Origin of the sequence: Bradyrhizobium sp. KB893862 SZCCT0404 (assembly GCF_018130885.1) — a bacterium.
GTDB lineage: Bacteria > Pseudomonadota > Alphaproteobacteria > Rhizobiales > Xanthobacteraceae > Bradyrhizobium > Bradyrhizobium stylosanthis.
Genome location: NZ_JAFCLT010000006.1, coordinates 356649 through 372502, shown reverse-complemented (window position 1 = coordinate 372502; position 15854 = coordinate 356649). Strand labels below are relative to the sequence as shown.

Annotated in this window: 16 protein-coding genes and 1 pseudogene; 14 read left to right on the top strand and 3 right to left on the bottom strand. The window is 62.2% G+C overall.

The features are described 5' to 3' along the window. The first annotated feature begins 2 nt into the window (after positions 1-2). On the top strand, positions 3-818 hold the full coding sequence (locus JQ617_RS24940) for a sulfotransferase family protein (RefSeq protein WP_212028596.1): 816 nt from the start codon (positions 3-5) through the stop codon (positions 816-818). Between the two features lie 734 nt (positions 819-1552). Here JQ617_RS24940 and JQ617_RS24935 read toward each other — a convergent pair. The 3 genes from JQ617_RS24935 to JQ617_RS24925 form a co-directional block, all read right to left on the bottom strand. Beyond that, positions 1553-2377, bottom strand: coding sequence for an HNH endonuclease signature motif containing protein (locus tag JQ617_RS24935; protein WP_212028595.1), 825 nt, complete (start codon positions 2375-2377; stop codon positions 1553-1555). Positions 2378-2763: 386 nt separating this feature from the next. Continuing rightward, positions 2764-3735 carry a Bug family tripartite tricarboxylate transporter substrate binding protein gene (locus JQ617_RS24930; protein WP_212028594.1) on the bottom strand — a complete coding sequence of 324 codons (972 nt, stop codon included), beginning with the start codon at positions 3733-3735 and terminating at the stop codon, positions 2764-2766. A gap of 80 nt (positions 3736-3815) precedes the next feature. After that, positions 3816-4823 (bottom strand): ABC transporter substrate-binding protein, encoded by a 1008-nt coding sequence (locus JQ617_RS24925; protein WP_212028593.1) that lies wholly within the window; start codon positions 4821-4823, stop codon positions 3816-3818. 206 nt (positions 4824-5029) lie between these two features. On the opposite strand from JQ617_RS24925, the gene JQ617_RS24920 reads away from it, so the two are divergent. From JQ617_RS24920 to JQ617_RS24860, 13 genes and pseudogenes are all read left to right on the top strand, one after another. Then, positions 5030-5827: an ABC transporter ATP-binding protein gene (locus JQ617_RS24920; RefSeq protein ID WP_212028592.1), complete on the top strand. Its 798-nt coding sequence runs from the start codon at positions 5030-5032 to the stop codon at positions 5825-5827. Continuing rightward, positions 5824-6594, top strand: coding sequence for an ABC transporter permease (locus JQ617_RS24915; protein ID WP_212028591.1), 771 nt, complete (start codon positions 5824-5826; stop codon positions 6592-6594). The genes JQ617_RS24920 and JQ617_RS24915 overlap by 4 nt, the downstream gene beginning before the upstream one ends. Positions 6595-6604: 10 nt before the next feature. Next, complete coding sequence (locus JQ617_RS24910; protein WP_212028590.1) at positions 6605-7381, top strand: GntR family transcriptional regulator; 777 nt, start codon at positions 6605-6607, stop codon at positions 7379-7381. A gap of 24 nt (positions 7382-7405) precedes the next feature. Further along, positions 7406-7807 (top strand): cupin domain-containing protein, encoded by a 402-nt coding sequence (locus tag JQ617_RS24905; protein WP_249157525.1) that lies wholly within the window; start codon positions 7406-7408, stop codon positions 7805-7807. Beyond that, the gene (locus tag JQ617_RS24900) at positions 7807-8889 is read left to right on the top strand and encodes an Ldh family oxidoreductase (protein ID WP_212028589.1); all 1083 of its coding nucleotides are present in this window, start codon (positions 7807-7809) and stop codon (positions 8887-8889) included. The genes JQ617_RS24905 and JQ617_RS24900 overlap by 1 nt, the downstream gene beginning before the upstream one ends. Positions 8890-8893: 4 nt before the next feature. Continuing rightward, positions 8894-9292, top strand: coding sequence for a RidA family protein (locus JQ617_RS24895; protein ID WP_212028588.1), 399 nt, complete (start codon positions 8894-8896; stop codon positions 9290-9292). A 58-nt stretch (positions 9293-9350) separates the two neighbouring features. Next, on the top strand, positions 9351-10220 hold the full coding sequence (locus JQ617_RS24890) for a fumarylacetoacetate hydrolase family protein (protein WP_349630647.1): 870 nt from the start codon (positions 9351-9353) through the stop codon (positions 10218-10220). Then, positions 10220-10957: an SDR family NAD(P)-dependent oxidoreductase gene (locus JQ617_RS24885; protein ID WP_212028586.1), complete on the top strand. Its 738-nt coding sequence runs from the start codon at positions 10220-10222 to the stop codon at positions 10955-10957. Before JQ617_RS24890 ends, JQ617_RS24885 begins: the two co-directional genes overlap by 1 nt. A gap of 14 nt (positions 10958-10971) precedes the next feature. After that, positions 10972-12549: an FAD-dependent monooxygenase gene (locus JQ617_RS24880; RefSeq protein ID WP_212028585.1), complete on the top strand. Its 1578-nt coding sequence runs from the start codon at positions 10972-10974 to the stop codon at positions 12547-12549. Then, on the top strand, positions 12546-13520 hold the full coding sequence (locus JQ617_RS24875; protein WP_212028584.1) for an amidohydrolase family protein: 975 nt from the start codon (positions 12546-12548) through the stop codon (positions 13518-13520). Before JQ617_RS24880 ends, JQ617_RS24875 begins: the two co-directional genes overlap by 4 nt. Before the next feature lies 1 nt (position 13521). Then, positions 13522-13869 carry an AraC family ligand binding domain-containing protein gene (locus tag JQ617_RS24870; protein WP_212028583.1) on the top strand — a complete coding sequence of 116 codons (348 nt, stop codon included), beginning with the start codon at positions 13522-13524 and terminating at the stop codon, positions 13867-13869. A 254-nt stretch (positions 13870-14123) separates the two neighbouring features. Beyond that, positions 14124-14390: pseudogene (locus JQ617_RS24865) on the top strand (bifunctional methylenetetrahydrofolate dehydrogenase/methenyltetrahydrofolate cyclohydrolase); the annotation flags it as partial. Between the two features lie 317 nt (positions 14391-14707). Next, entirely contained in the window at positions 14708-15667 is a 960-nt protein-coding gene (locus JQ617_RS24860; protein WP_212028582.1) for a helix-turn-helix domain-containing protein, read from the top strand. Positions 15668-15854: the final 187 nt, after the last annotated feature.

Genomic DNA, 15854 nt, shown 5'->3' with positions numbered 1-15854 from the left:
TCATGCAGGGCGATATCCATTTCATTTCCGGACTTCCGCGTGCCGGCTCCACGTTGCTGTCGGCTATCCTGCGGCAGAACCCGCGCTTTCGTGCAGGCATGACCGGGCCGGTCGGCTCGCTGGTCGACGGCATGCTGCGCAGCATGAGCATGAGCAACGAGACCGCGATCTTCATCAGCGACGAGCAGCGCCGCGAACTCATCAAGGCGATCTTCTCGACCTATTACGCCGACCTGCCGAAAGGGCATGTGGTTTTCGACACCAACCGCAATTGGTGTGCGCGGTTGCCGCTGGTCACCGAGCTGTTTCCGCGCGCCAAGGTGATCTGCTGCGTCCGCCACATCCCCTGGATCCTAGATTCGGTCGAGCGGCTCATTCGCAGGAACAAGTATCAGCCGTCGGGGATCTTCAACTTCGACCCCAGCGGCACGGTGTATTCGCGCGTCGATGGGATGGCCGGCCCCAACGGCATGGTTGGCTTTGCCTGGAATGCGCTACGCGAAGCGTTTTGCGGCGAGCAGTCCGCGTGCCTGCTGGCACTGACCTACGAGACGCTGACCACCCAGCCGGAACGGGCGATCGCCGCGGTCTACGAGTTCATCGGCGAGAAGCCTTTCGCGCATGATTTCCAGAACATCGAGTTCGACGCCGAGGAGTTCGACCGCAGGATCGGCACACCAGGTCTGCACAAGGTCGGCAGGCGCGTGGAATCCCCGGGGCGCAAGACCGTGCTGCCTGGCGACCTCTGGCGCAAATACGAGAATGATGCGTTCTGGGGCGACCCCGCCCGCAATCCGAACCAGGTGAGGGTGGTCTAGGGCAGGGGTGCGAATCCTCGGATACGGCTTGTGTCTCAAGACTCTCCTGCTAACCGCCGATGGCTCGCTCTAGAAGAGCGCGGTGAACCCGCAACGACACCAGCGCCTGCTTTTGATCCGGCTTCGCCGGGCACCGGCTCGCGCAGCCCATTGCAAGCGTTGTCCAATGTGAGCGGGTTGCTCACTCTCTGCTGATGTGTTGGACGATCCGTGCCGCGCGAGATCAAGCTTGTTCTGATTGCGGCATTTGTGATCGGTGTTGCTCTCTCTTGATAGCCGCGATTCTCAAACCGATTGCCCGGAAGCGCGATCTTGAGGATGACGTTGCGAACGGCTAGATGGTGCGGGTAACAGCTCAAGATGCAGATCACTCGATTTAGGTAAGTCATTGAAACCGCAAGACTATCGCTTTTCTGTGGCCCCGATGATGGATTGGACGGAGAGTTTAAGGTTTTCAAGGCGTTAGAAGGTGGCGTGTGCACGACGTGTGCACCGGGAGATCAAAGAAAAATCTCATTACGGCCAACGTGAGGCGGCACCCTGAAGTGGCGGAAGAGCTGTGAAGGTGCGGAGCAATTGGCGATGGCCGTCGCAATCGCTTATTGTTACGGCTGAGCGTATTCGCGGACACTTCGACTATCACCGTGTCGTCAAAGAAGCTCAGCAATGTGGGCTCAATCAAGCGGCAGATTTAGCGCCCACAAGTACGGAGCTGCGGGCTTGCGCTGGCGGTCCTAGGAGCAGCTTGCCGGGTTGACCTCATCGTCCTCACTTCGTTCAGCGGCGTCCCAGTCACTGCGCCAAGCCTTGAGGTCAAAGTCATCAAGAGAAAACCCTATGTACAATCCCTCTACGGTCTCCGCGATTGCCGCAGCAACGTCGTTGAGGACGGCACCGCCCGATGTAACATTGACAAGGGTACCCGACGTCCCCGGACCGCGTGGCTCGCAAATCTCGCGATGCCATTCGAAACGCCCTGCAACAAATTCAATGAAGAAATGGCTTGCCGCCCGTCCGCCGAAATGGTCCGGTGGATAGAAGCGTGCCAGCCTCAGCCAAGCACTCTCGAGAATATCGATGGCACTATAGGAGCCTTGGCACATTTCCGACGTGATACCAGTGTCCCAAAGTGGTCGGGCCGCGGTCATTGCAGCCCTTCGGATGCTGGGGAGCGCGTTGAGCAAGCCCATCACGTGGGCCGTCGAAGGCTCTGTCCATTCTTGTTCCGACCACGTGGCCGCGATCCTGGCCATCTGCTGAATGACAAGCCCGTCGGCCTTATCGCGACGCGCCTGGACGCGACGAATCCAATCGTCGCGGTTTCGTACGACGTCAGCGGCCTTCAAACGCCGCGAGAACCCGCCTCGTACTTGAGTTTCATCGTGGTGCTGCAGGCAGAGAACCGCGAGATTGTTCATTTCGTGATGTGTCGGATCCTCGTCTATGTGGTGAATCTGAACCGCCAATCCAGGCGTGTTGCACACACAACAGGTTCGGTCATGCTGGAACATGACTTCAGCCGAAATCTCGTCAGGGATTGGCGTTCGGACCTTGCTCATTTGGGTCATCGCTAATGGAGTTTCTGAGTTGCGTCTGCGGCGTCGTTCGCAGAAAGAAACAAGCCAACATAGCCAAAAACGGACCAAGCGAGAACTGAGGAACTGGCAGCCTGTGACCTTGATAGAGCGCCAAGGCTGAGCAATCAACGGTGACAGCCGTCAACGTCCCGCCAACCGTGCATAATGCGAGGATCGCTATCGGAGAGAAGTACGCTCGTCCTATGCCAGCGATCTGAGATCCCTGTGACGATAGGCATTTCAGTAGCGAAGTCGCCACCATGCTGGTGAAGGCTTGAGACTTGCCAGCCGTTCGAAAGGCAGGCCGCCTTGCGCAAAGTCGATGTGTCGGTCACTGGCGTAACGGCGAGTTCACCCGCAGAATCATATCACTGGTCAACCTTGATCTTGGCTGCCTCGACCACGTCTTTCCACACGATAGTGTCTTGCGTGATCTTGGCTGCGAGCGCAGCAGCGCCGTCGCCAACGATATCGACGCCGGCGGCCGAAAGCCTGTGCTGAACGTCGGCGTCCGCCAACGCGGAAACGACGGCTTTTTCAAGTGCCGCTCGCAGCGCTTCCGGTGTGTCTCTCGCCGCGAGGAACGCGAACCATGCGCTGGTATCGAAGCCAGGCACGCCGGATTCCGCGATCGTCGGCACGTCCGGCAAGAGCGGGCTGCGCCGGGACGATGTCACGGCAAGCGCGCGCAAACTGCCGGCCCTGATCTGCTCCAGCACCGAGGGAAGGTTGTCGAACATGAGCTGGACCTGGCCGCCGATCAAATCGGTCACGGCCGGCGCGCTTCCCTTGTACGGCACGTGAAGCAGATCAACGCCCGTGCGCAGCTTGAACAGCTCGCCGTTCAGATGTCCGTTGGAGCCGACGCCTTGCGAGGCATAGCTCAACGTTCCTGGCCGTGCCTTCGCGACGGCAATCAGCTCGCTGACAGTCCGGGCCGGCACTGACGGATGCACGACCAGCACATTCGTGACCTGGCCGGTGCGGGTGATCGGTGCGAGGTCGCGACCCACGTCATAACCCAGATTGGCAAACACCGTCGGATTGACCGTCAGCGCGCTTGAGGCAACCGCCAGCAGCGTGTGCCCATCGGCCGGCGCGCGGGTGACCGCACGTATGCCTATCGTTCCGTTCGCGCCCGGCCGGTTTTCGACGATCACCGGCTGTGACCAGATCTGGGCGAGCTTCTGGGCGATTGCACGGGCGATGATGTCGCTGGTCCCACCCGCCTGATAGGGCGAGATAATGGTGACCTGGTGGGTGGGGAAGGATTGGGCCAAGGCCGGCAGAGCGCTGCCAAGCAGGAAGCAGAGAAGGATCAAGGTGCGGGCGGCAGTCACGGTCGAATGCTCACTCGTGCGAAAGGATTGTCCGCGCTGCGAGGTGCGGCGCGGAAGAGACTAGCAGGCCGGGATGCACTCTACTGCGGCAAGACGGGTGTGTCGGGGAGGAAGCCGGGGCGATAGATCTGCTCGGCCGTCAGTTTCTCGCCGGCGATGTCGACGTTCTTGTTGATGAAGTCGACGGTCTTTTTCATCTTCTCCAAAGATACGGTGCCAAAGCCGCTCTTCTCGACGTCGGGCGTGATCGCCACCCGCTTCAAAATGTTCAGCTCCTCGACGATGATCTCCGGGTTCAACGCCTTCACATACTGGATTTCGATCTGCGCGGCCTCTTCGGGATGCGCGAGCGCGTATTGCCAGCCGCGCATGGCGGCGCGGACGAACTTCTTCACGACGTCGGGATTCTTGCCGAGATATTCTTCGGTGGTGCCGATCGAATTCGAATAGATGTCGAGACCATAGTCGCCGAGGAACAGGCAGCGCGGCTTCGCATCGGTCACGGCGCGGCGGATGGCCGGCTCGCTCATGACGAACTGGTCGATTGCGGCGACCTTGTGCGCGGCCAGCATCGGCACGCGCGATGCGGCATCGATGTTCACGATCTTGAGCGTCTTGCTGTCGACGCCGTTCATTTCCATGAAGGCCTGAACGATGCGCGGCAGGAATGACGCGGTGCTCGAGCCGAATTCGAGGTTCGCGAGCTGCTTCGGCTCGGTGATGTTGGCGCCGGGATCGAGGCTGAAGACGCAGTAAGGCGGCTTCTGATAGTTGACGGCGACGATCTTGATTGCGCCTCCCGCGGCGCCGGAAGCAACAAGGCTCGGAATGTCGATGAAGCCAATGTCGGCGATGCCGGACACCACGGAGCGGATCGCGTCGGCGGTGCCCTTGGACGGCAGGATGGTGACGTTGAGGCCTTCCTCCTTGAAGTAGCCCTTGCCGAGGGCGACGTACCAGGGCGCATGCCGTCCGAGGCTGATGAAGTCGAGGATGAACTTGACGTCGCGCTCCTGCGCCGTAGCTGCCGAACTAAGCGTGAGAGTTGCGCCGACCACCAGCGCGGCGAGCGTCTTGAATACCGACATGTTCACTCACTCCTGAGATATCGGACGCTCCACGCGAACGACGATTTCGCAGCGAAATTCGCGGTCGAACGCCACTTGACCAATAAAATATCATAAGATATTTCAGTTGATATTGAAAGCCGGTACGGTGCGCAATCGTTGAGCGTCGAATGCGGCGAGGTGGCGCATCCAGATGCGGTGCCCGGTGTGCTGAGCGAGCGGAGCTGATGGCATTCGGAACGATCAATTGCGTCCGCAAGGTGTTCCCGGTCGAAGAACTGGGATCGCGGGCGACCGAGCCAGTGGTGGCGCTCGACGATGCGAGCTTTACCTTCGAGCGCGGCGAGCTTGTCGCGCTGCTCGGGCCGTCGGGCTGCGGCAAGACGACGTTGCTGCGCATCGTTGCGGGGCTGATCGAGAAGACCGCGGGCTCCGTGACCATCGACGGCCGCGAGGTCGACGGCCCGCTCGGCGATTACGGCTTCGTATTTCAGGCGCCGAGCCTGATGCCGTGGCGCTCGGTCATCGACAACGTATTGTTTCCGATGGAGATATTGAAGCGCAGCGATCGCGCGGCGCGGGCGCGTGCAGCCGAGTTTCTCGAGCTCGTCGGCCTGTCGAAGTTTCACAATTCGCGACCGCATCAGCTCTCGGGCGGCATGCAGCAGCGCGTGGCCTTGTGCCGCGCACTCATTCACCGGCCGAACCTGCTGTTGATGGACGAGCCGTTCGGCGCGCTGGACGAGCTGACGCGCCTGGAAATGAACGACCTGCTGCTGCGCATCCGCAAGGAGACCGGTGCGTCGGTGCTGTTCGTGACCCATTCGATTTCCGAGGCGGTCTATCTGGCCGATCAGGTCATCGTGTTCAGCCGCCGGCCGGCACGGGTGTCGCAGCAGATCCGGATTTCGCTGCCTTATCCGCGTAGTCAGGCGGTGCGCTTTACGCCGGCCTTCACGCAGGCCGAGCGCGCCGCCAGCGAGGCGCTCGGCATCGTGCCCCATCTCGAGGCGGTGGCATCATGACGACGCGCTCGCTGACCCGCATCATCTATCCGCTGTCCGGGCTGGTGCTTCTCGTCATTGTCTGGGCGCTGATTTGCCGGCTCGGGCGATTATCCGTCGTCGTCTTGCCGCCGCCGGACAAGGTGCTCTTCGCCTTCATTGCCAATTTCCGTCTTCTGCTCGAAGAAAGTTTGGTGACGCTGAAGGAGACGGTCTACGGCTTTGCGCTAGCGGTTGGGCTCGGCGTGCCGATGGCGGTCGCGGTGGCAAAATCGCGCACGCTTAATCTGATGTTCTATCCGTTGCTGGTGGCGTTGCAGTCGGTGCCCAAGGTCGCGCTGGCGCCGATCATTCTGGTCTGGCTCGGCCCCGATCTGCAGTCCAAGCTCGCCATCGCATGGCTGGTTGCCTTTTTTCCGATCGTCGTCGACACCGCGGCGGGTCTGCGCGCCACGCCGAAGGAGTTGCTGGAGCTGGCGCACAGCCTCAAGGCCTCGCGCAGTCAGGTGCTGTTCAAGGTCCAGTTTCCCGCAGCACTTCCCTTCGTCATGACCGGCGCCAAGGTCGCGATTACTCTTGCCGTCATTGGAGCGGTGATCGGCGAGTTCGTGGGCTCGAGCGAAGGTCTCGGCTTCCTGCTGCTCACCGCCACCTCGCAACTCGACACGCCCTTGGCCTTCGCGGCCCTGTTCGCCCTATCGATTCTCGGCCTTCTCGTCTATCTCGCTGTCGAGGGCGTCGAATTGCTGATCGCGCCCTGGCTGCCGCCTGCAGCCGAACGACACTAGGGAGCGAGATGTGGGTAAGAAGGTCAAAAAAACCGTACGGAAGGGGAGCGGGCCGAAGGGCAAGACCCGTGCGACGTCACGTCCAAAGGCTGCTGCCGCACCGGCGGCGACGCCAAAGACCGGCTCGCTGGTCGATCGGGCCTATGAGGAAATCAAGGAACGAATCATCACGGTGTTCTTCCTGCCCGGCCAATATCTCAACGAAGGTGCGATCTGCGCGCTGCTCGGCCTCGGCCGCACGCCGGTGCACCAGGCGCTGCACCGGCTCGCTGCCGATGGTCTGGTCGAGATCATGCCGCGCAAGGGCGTGATCGTGCTGCCCGACAGCATTGCCGAGATCATCAAGATTCTCGATTCACGCATGACGGTCGAGCCCGAGCTCGCGCGCCATGCGGCCCTGAACGCCACGCCGGAGACCGCAGCCGAGCTCAAGGCGCTCGCCAGGTTCAAGAAGGTCGACGAGAACGTTTCCGAGATCGACGGCTTCACTGTCAGCGACCGGGCGTTCCACCGCAAGATCGGTGAGATCTCGGGCAATCAGGTGATGGCCGAGTTTGCCCGCAACCTGCACGAACGCTCCTGGCGCTACTGGTATCTCCATCTGTGGCAGACCCTCGATATCGGAGCCAGCAATCGCCAGCACATGGCGATCTCCGATGCGGTGGCGGCGGGCGATGCTGAAGGCGCAGCGCAAGCGATGCGCGAGCACATATCAAGCCTCAAGCACCGGCTTTCGCAAATCCAAGATTCGCGAGGGTCGCGCACGCCGCGCGCCCCTAATCCATGAAGGGAGACAGGTAACGTGAGCACAATGCCCCAGATGCCGGCTGACATGCCCAAGCTCGAAGAAGTCCTGATCAAGAGCAACGAACTGACTTGGCGGCCGAAGTCGCTGCAAGGCGTGTACGAGAAGGTGCTTTGGCGGGACGAGGGGACGGGCGCGTCGATCTGCCTGATCAAGTTCGACAAGGGCACCAGCATCCCGCAGCCGCATCTGCATGCGTCGAACCAGTTCATGTTCGTGCTGAAGGGCCACTACGAGTACAAGCACAACGGTCTCGTGCTGCGCGACGGGTCGTTCTACTGGAATCCGAAGGGCAACGTGCACGGCCCGACCATCGCCCATGAGGAGACCATCGTGGTCGAGATCTACGACGGTCCGCACTATCCGCAGCGTCCGAGCTGGTACGACAACGACGAGGACGCGCGCTGATGGCGGCCGCCACGCCGGCAACGGCGGAGATCCGCGCGTCCGATCTCGCGCGGGTGACGGCGGCCTTGTTCACCGCCGCCGGCGTTGCGCCCGCCGACGCCGAGGTGGTGGCCGATGATCTCGTCGCGGCCGACGTCGAGGGCGTGCCGTCGCACGGTGTGATGCTGGTGCCGATGTATCTCGACCGGCTGGCGCAGCGATCGATCTCGACGTCCTCCATCGGCAAGGTGGTGTCGGAACGCGACGGCGCGATCGTGCTGGATGCCGGCAACGCGTTGGGTCAGTTGATCGCGCGCCAGGCGCTGCGGCTCGCGGTCGAGAAGGCGCGGCAGCTTGGCGTCGCCGTCGTCGCCGTGAGGAACGCCTTTCATTTCGGCACCGCCGGGCGCTATGCGCGGATCATGGCCGATCTCGGCTTCGTCGGGATCGTGATGTCGAACACACGCCCCTTGATGCCGGCGCCGGGAGGCGCCGAGGCGCTTGTCGGCAACAATCCGATCGCGATCGCAGTGCCGACGCGCGGCCCGTTTCAGGCGGAGACCGATCTTGCGCTGAGTGCGACTGCAATGGGGAAGGTTCGCCTTGCCGCGGCCGCAGGCCGTGCCATCCCGGAAGGCTGGGCCGCCGATGCGGCGGGAGCTCCGACGACGGATCCGCATGCGGCGATCAAAGGCATGTTGCTGCCGGCGGCCGGTCCCAAGGGGTTCGGGCTCGCCTTCATGGTCGACATGCTGTGCGGAGGGCTCTCCGGCGGCGCGGTCGGCGCCGAGGTCAAGCCGCTCTATGGCGATCCGGGCGTGCCTTACGGCTGCAGCCAGTTCTTTCTTGCGATCGATGTCGGTCATTTCCCTGCCGGCGGCGAGCTCGGCGAGCGTGTTGCCGTACAGGCTGCGCGCGTGTCGGCCTCACGACGCGCGCCTGGACATGAGCGCGTCTACGCGCCGGGCGAGCTTGCCTTTGCCGCGCGTGAGAACAGCGGTGGAGCCTGCCGGCTCGGCCCGGAGACGGTCCGCAGCCTGATCGACGCGGGTCGGAAGCTCGGAATCATCCTCGACGACAACCTCGCGATTCAGAAGGTCTGAAAACATGAAGCAGGAAGTATCCAGCGACAAACTTCGCAAGCCCAACGGGCATTTCTCCCAGGCAACGACGATCGAAGCCAGCGGCAAGCTCGTTTTCGTTTCCGGCATGACGGCGCGACGCCCGGACGGATCGATCGCAGGCATCGGCGACGTCAGCGAGCAGACCCGGCAGGTCTGCGAGAACGTCAAGGCTGCCGTCGAAGCCGCCGGCGGCACCCTTGCCGACGTCGTGCGTGTGGACGTCTACGTTCGCAACATGGAGCATTTCGACGCCATCCATGCGGTGCGCCGCGAATATTTCAAGCCGCCGCTGCCGGCCTCGACCATGGTCGAGATCACCAAGATGACCTCGCCGGACTATCTGATCGAGATCAACGCGATCGCGGTGCTGCCGAACGGTTGAGTGGAAGATCGACATGCGATTTGTGAGCCTTGCATATGACGGGATCGACCGCGTCGGTGTGGTCGAGGGCACGGAAGTCCTGCTGCTGCCCCGGGAGGTCGGCGATCTCGTCGACCTGATCGCGGCCAGCGGAACACAGGCCAGGGCGATCGCCGAAGTGCGGGCAATGGGCGATTTGCAGCGCGTGCCCCTCGAAGGCGCCAGCTTGCGCGCGCCGATCAGGCGTTTTCGCCGCGACGTTCTCTGTACCGGTTGGAACTACTGGGATCATTTCGAGGAGGGGCGCGGCAAGCGCGAGGGGCAGGAGGTCGACAAACCGAAGGCGCCGACCTTCTTCACCAAGAGCCCCGATACGGTGATCGGTCCCAACGACGATATTGCCTTCGACAAGCGGATCTCTTCGAAATGGGACTATGAGGCCGAGCTGGCCCTTGTGATTGGCAAACCGGGTCGCAGCATTCCGGCAAGTCGCGCACTCGATCATGTCTTCGGCTACTGCCTTGCGAACGACGTTTCGCAGCGCGATCTGCAGCGGCGCCACGGCGGACAATGGCTGAAGGGCAAGAGCATCGACGGAACCATGCCGATCGGCCCCTGGCTGGTTACGCCCGACGAGCTTGATATTCCCAACATCCGTCTTGAAAGCGTGCTCAACGGCAAGGTCATGCAGAGCGCCCTGGTCAAGCAGATGGCATTTCCAATCGCCGAGCTCATCGCCGAATTGTCGTTCGGCATGACATTGCACCCCGGCGACGTGATCCTCACCGGCACGCCCGCGGGCGTCGGCAATGCGCGAGAGCCGCAGGTGTTCATGCAGGAGGGCGATGAGATCGTCGTGCGTGGCAGCGGGCTCGGGGAGCTGCGCAATCGGCTCGTTGCCCACGATCTCTATGGTGTGTCGGATGTTCCTGCCATGGATGCCGCCTGATGAGAGCGGTCTTCCACGCCCACGGCGACGTGTTCGTCATCACCGGCGGGGCGAACGGCATCGGGCGTGCCTTGGTGAAGGCCGCCGCCGCAGCGGGTGCGCGCGTGGTCGTGTGCGATGTCGATATTTCGGCGATGCAGACGCTGGCCGCAGAGGATTCCCGGATCGTCGGACGCAGGCTCGATGTCGGCGACCGCGGCGAGGTCTTTGCCACATTTGCCGGCATCGAACGTGAATTCGGTCGCATCGATGGTTTGGTCTGTGGCGCTGCGATCCAGCCGCGCACTGCGGTGCAGGCCATGGATCCGACGGAATGGCAACGGGTCCTCGATATCAATTTGAACGGCGTGGTCTGGTGCTATCAGGCCGTGATCGGAGGGATGGTCGCACGCCGTCATGGCAGCATCGTCGCATTCTCTTCGGGACTCGCCCATCAGGGGTGGCCGCAGGCGTCTGCGTACGCGGCGACCAAGGCGGCCCTGATTGCCTTCGCCAAGAGCGCGGCAAAGGAAGTGGCCGCCCATCGCGTAAGATTCAACTTGATCGCTCCCGGGGTGATCGACACACCGCAATATCGAGCGGCCAACGCGGGGACGGATGACGCGAACTGGCGTGCATCCACTGGCGTTGGTGAGCCGGAAGATGTGGTGGGACCGCTGCTGTTTCTGCTGTCCGACGCCGCCACGATGACGGCATCGTTGGTCAGCCGCGACTTCGCCTATCCCGCGCAGACATAGCGGAGAGCGAGCGCATGAAACCTGTCATTATCGTCGGTGCCGGTCCCGTTGGGCTTACGACCGCGCTGGCGCTTCAATTCTACGGCTTGCCGGTCCTGCTGTTCGAAGAGGATGAAGCGCTCTCGCGGGACACCAAGGCCGGCACCATACTGACGCGCACGCTCGAGGCCTTCCGCCGGTATGGCGTTGCAGACGAGGTGCTCGCCAACGCCTTGCGGGTAGAGGATATCGGCGGCATCGACCTTGCGACCAACCAGCCCACCATGTCGGTGCGAACCGCGTTGTTGTCGGACGACACGCGCTATCCCTTCGTGATTAATCTGCCGCAGCATCATCTCGAACCAATCTTGAGCGAGGCGCTTGGCGCGCGGCAGCCGGACGCGCTGCATCTTAATCACCGCCTCCACGCATTCCAGCAGACGTCTGACGGTGTGATGGCCACGTTCGAGACTCCCGACGGGCTCCGGCAGGTCGAGGGCTCCTATCTGCTCGCCTGCGACGGCGGCCGTAGCACGGTGCGCGGCCAGCTCGACATCCCGGTCGAGGGGGTATCGCTCGATGTGCGCTACATGCTCGTCGATCTCAAGCTCGATCTCGATGTCGCCAACCCGCGTGACTATCCATACCTCGCCTATTTCTCCGACCCCAACGAATGGATGGTTTTGGTGCGCCAGCCGCATTGCTGGCGTTTCCTTTACCCGCTCGCGCCCGGCGCCGAGCCACCGAGCCATGAGGAGTTTGCCGCCAAGGTGCGTCGCTTCATCGGCGAGGTCGATAGTCTGGAGGTGATCAACACGGTCGTCTACCGGGTGCACCATCGGATCGCCTCCGAATGGCGGCGCGGCCGCGTCTTCCTGATGGGGGATGCCGCGCATCTGATTACGCCGATGTGGGCGCTCGGCCTGAACACCGGAATCCTGGATGCGATCAGCCTGCCATGGCGTCTTGCCTGGATCGCGCGCGGCTGGGCAACCGACAATCTGCTCGACGGCTATGCGCGCGAACAGCGGCCGCTCGCCATTCACGGCTCCGGCGAGATGGCCGAAGTTGCGCGCAAGTACATGGGCGGCGAAGGGGACGTCGGCGCCATCATGTCAGGAAGCGGCTGGGGTGTTGCCGCGACCCGGACCCTGCTGGGTGTCAGGCTGGGCACGGACGAGAGCGCGCAATGGTCGATGGTCAAGCATGACCGCGGACGGCTGCTCGTCGGCGATCGCATGCCCGACTTCGCGCTCCATGGCGGCAACGGCCGGCCGTGCCGGTTGCACGATCTGATCGACTATCGCTTCATCGCGCTCTACTTCACCGACGCGCGTCGGCGGCCATCGATCCCGCAGAATCGTCCGGGATTGGCGCATTTCGTAGTGTCGCGCTGGGACGCTCCGCTCGATTCAGGCCTGCGCGACCAATCGCTCCTGGATGTCGGCGATCGGCTGTTGCTGCGGGTCGGCTGCCCTTTGGACACGCTTGTCTTGATCCGTCCCGACGACCACGTCGCAGCCATCATGCCGATGCGGGAAGGGCTCGCGCTGGAGCTGTATCGGGAAATCGTCGGCAAGGACGCGAACGCGACGGCGGAGCAGGGCGCATGAAACCGATCCTTCTCGACATCCACACGCATCAGGTGCCGATCGATGCCGAGGCGCTTGCCGAAATAGAGGGTGTGTCCTGGGATGCGGCTGCGAATGCACTGCTCGTCGACCGTCACAAGATCGGCATCCGCTCGCTGTTTCAGCCGGGAGCGCTGATTGCCTGGTTGGATGCAAACCGGATCGCGCAGGCCTGGATCTCGGCGCCGCCGCCGCTCTATCGGCGGCAGCTCGCAGAGCAGGACGCGGCACGCTGGGTGCAGTATGTCAACCATGGGCTCGCCGCCATTACCCGGCGTCACGCCGGACGATTGACCGCGCTGCCGCATTTGCCGATCGAGCACCCGGACCTCGCGGCCGACATCGCTGCGCGCGGGATCGCCGGTGGTGCCCGGCGCTTCAGCGCGCCGTCGGGCGGCCCGGTAAGCATGCTAAGCGATCCGCGCTATGACGCGCTCTGGCGGGTGCTGAATGGGGTGGGCGCTTTCGTGCTGGTGCATCCCGGTGAGTGCGATGATGCGCGGCTGCGGCCATTCTATCTGTCCAACCTACTCGGCAATCCCTATGAGACCACCGTCGCGATTGCGCATCTCGTCTTCGGCGGCGTGACAGCGCGGTTTCCCGACATCACCTTCTGCTTCGCGCATGGTGGCGGTGCTGCCGCGATGCTCGCCGGACGGTTTGAGCAGGGTTTTCGCACCGATCGGCCTGGAGTCGACACGGCCCTGCCATCGCCGCGGACCGCGCTTCGGAATTTGACGGTCGATTGCATCACCCACGATGTCGACGCATTGCGGCTTGCCCAGACGGTATTCGGCACCGACGGGATCCTGTTCGGGTCAGACTGGCCTTTCCCGATGGGCCTGATGCGGCCGCACGAGCAGCTTGCATCGCTGAGCGAAACCGAACGCGAGCGAATTCTTGGTGCCAACACTGCCAGATTTTCTGGCGACGCGCAGACTGACGGAGCATGACATGACGGAAGCCGCCTTCGACCCCCAGGCCCCGCTTGGACCGATTGGAGACGAAATCCTGTTCGAGAACGAGCATGTCCGGGTCTGGGGCCTCACGCTCGACCCCGGCGAGCGGCAGCCGTGGCACCGTCACGATCTGCCCTATCTTGTCATTCCCCTGACGGAGGGCGACAATGAGATGCATTTCGCCGACGGCCGCCGCAAGCCGACAAAGGAGACGCCTGGAACCGCACTCTGGCGCGAGCCCGGCATTCCGCACGAACTCTACAATCGCAGCAACTGGCGTTATCGCAACGTTCTCGTCGAACTCAAAATTCCGGCTCTTGCCACGGCGCAGGCAGTGTCCTAATCGGCAGAATCTGCGGCCGTTCGTCAATGTGTGATTTCACGATCGCTGCCTTTCGCATCGCGCTCTCCGAGGCGGGGCGGGTGGCAGCATCGATTGTCGTGCCGCAACCGTTCCTAATCGTCGCTTGTCCCTTCGGCCTCAATATGAATTGATGGCTTGATCGTATTGCACCGTGGGAGCGTCGTGCATGAGTTCTATGATCACGGCTTCGGTCCGAGAATGCACCGCATTGTCTTCTCGGTGACAAAGTTCACGCCGATATTCTCGTGGTAGCCGCGGGAAGCCCGGGGCTCGTGCGCGGCGATTGGGTGAAGGCTGGTGCAATCGTGATCGATGTTGGCATCAACCGAGTTGCCGGGCCGGAAGGCCGCCCTGCGATCGTCGGCGATGTTGTAACAGCCGAGATGAGGCACGCGCGCGGCATCACTCCGGTGCCGGGGGGCGTTGGTCCCATGACGATTGCTTGCCTTCTGACTAATACGCTTGCGGCAGCGATGAGCGGATGGGAAGTCGCTCTTTAAGCCGCTGATGTCGAAGGCTATTGAGCTGCTCTCGATAGTGGGCAGGTGTGTCTCGAGGTGAGTAGCTGACGCCGGACCATGGCGTAGCGCTCATCTTTGAGACAGAAGAGAGATGGCAGTAATGTCCAAATCCCAATTGTGGGTGCCGATTGCTCTGACGATGTTCCATGCATTTCGGCCGGAACGGTCATCCCAAAGGTTGATTGCGCGATTACCATCGCTGCATTCTATGAGTTTGGATCCGGAAACCACATAAGGGCCGCCTCCCGAGCCGCCCCACACGACAGGTTCGGTCGATGCCTGATGGGGAGTGCCGTATGCAGGAGAAGGCATTAGCACCCTACGTCGTCGAACTCCGTTCGCGCGACGCCGCGGAGCACGCCGGCGGCTTGGCCGGTTGGAGACTGCAGATTGAGCAGTTCTCAGCAGGCTGCTTCTGCGGACAACTGACAGTACTTCAGCTTGATCATGTGCAGGTTGTTCGCGAGCGAACATCCCAAGCCTTGATAAAGAGGGGTACCGCAGGGGCGGGTGCGCTCGTTTTCGGCTTGCCGATAGCGGCATCGGGGCATAGTCATTTCAATGGCCACGTATTGCCGTTCCCCTTTCCTATGGTCAATGATGGTGCCGATCTGCCGTTGTTAGTGACACCGCGGTATCTCGACGTCGCGTACCTCGTTGTGGACCGACGATGGCTTGCTGATCATTTTGCGGGGATCGGCGATCGTCGATTAGCCGACGCGCTTGGTGCGTTGCAGCACAATTACTTCAAGCTTCCGTCCGAGCGTCTAGCGGCGATGCGGTATGTTTTCGGCGACGTCTTCAATGCGTGCAGCCGAACCAACGTCATCGATTTCGCGCAATCGCGTAATGAATTGCAGAGCACGCTCCTGCAGCTAGTTGCTGAGGTCCTGACGTCAGAACTGAACATATCCATTACTCGTGTAACCCCGCAGAGAACGATCGCTGACCGCGCGCTTGCGTACGCATTGTCCCGCCGAGAAAATCCTCCGAGTGTTGATGACCTATGCAGGCAAATTGGTGTGAGTCGGCGCAATCTCCAGGACTGCTTTCGGGATGCATTCGGCTTCTCTCCGACGCACTTCCTGCGCGTTGCGCGCCTCAACGCCGTACGCCGTGAACTGAAGACCATCGCAGCTACCGGACAGCGGGTGTCGATTGGCGACGTCGCCGCCAGCTGGGGCTTTTGGCACTTGAGCCGCTTTGCCGGCAACTACCGCGAACTGTTCGGCGAATTGCCGTCACAGACGCTTTAGAAACAGTTCCTTCATCGAGTTCAAATGCCTTCACGCGTCGAGGTCTCCGGCATGTGAAAGTGGTGTGACAAAAACAGCACGTTGGCACAGAATGTCGCAGCTTCGAAGTGCGTTGCCGAATTTGGATAACGCCGTCTGGTCCCCCTTCCTACGCTCCTGCTGGATCAACTGAGCATTGCCTCGGCCA

Coding starts and splice junctions, on each gene's coding strand:
- JQ617_RS24940 (WP_212028596.1), top strand. CDS start 3: ATGCAGGGCGATATCCATTTCATTTCCGGACTTCCGCGTGCCGGCTCC.
- JQ617_RS24935 (WP_212028595.1), bottom strand. CDS start 2,377: ATGAGCAAGGTCCGAACGCCAATCCCTGACGAGATTTCGGCTGAAGTC.
- JQ617_RS24925 (WP_212028593.1), bottom strand. CDS start 4,823: ATGTCGGTATTCAAGACGCTCGCCGCGCTGGTGGTCGGCGCAACTCTC.
- JQ617_RS24920 (WP_212028592.1), top strand. CDS start 5,030: ATGGCATTCGGAACGATCAATTGCGTCCGCAAGGTGTTCCCGGTCGAA.
- JQ617_RS24915 (WP_212028591.1), top strand. CDS start 5,824: ATGACGACGCGCTCGCTGACCCGCATCATCTATCCGCTGTCCGGGCTG.
- JQ617_RS24905 (WP_249157525.1), top strand. CDS start 7,406: ATGCCCCAGATGCCGGCTGACATGCCCAAGCTCGAAGAAGTCCTGATC.
- JQ617_RS24900 (WP_212028589.1), top strand. CDS start 7,807: ATGGCGGCCGCCACGCCGGCAACGGCGGAGATCCGCGCGTCCGATCTC.
- JQ617_RS24895 (WP_212028588.1), top strand. CDS start 8,894: ATGAAGCAGGAAGTATCCAGCGACAAACTTCGCAAGCCCAACGGGCAT.
- JQ617_RS24885 (WP_212028586.1), top strand. CDS start 10,220: ATGAGAGCGGTCTTCCACGCCCACGGCGACGTGTTCGTCATCACCGGC.
- JQ617_RS24880 (WP_212028585.1), top strand. CDS start 10,972: ATGAAACCTGTCATTATCGTCGGTGCCGGTCCCGTTGGGCTTACGACC.
- JQ617_RS24875 (WP_212028584.1), top strand. CDS start 12,546: ATGAAACCGATCCTTCTCGACATCCACACGCATCAGGTGCCGATCGAT.
- JQ617_RS24870 (WP_212028583.1), top strand. CDS start 13,522: ATGACGGAAGCCGCCTTCGACCCCCAGGCCCCGCTTGGACCGATTGGA.
- JQ617_RS24860 (WP_212028582.1), top strand. CDS start 14,708: ATGCAGGAGAAGGCATTAGCACCCTACGTCGTCGAACTCCGTTCGCGC.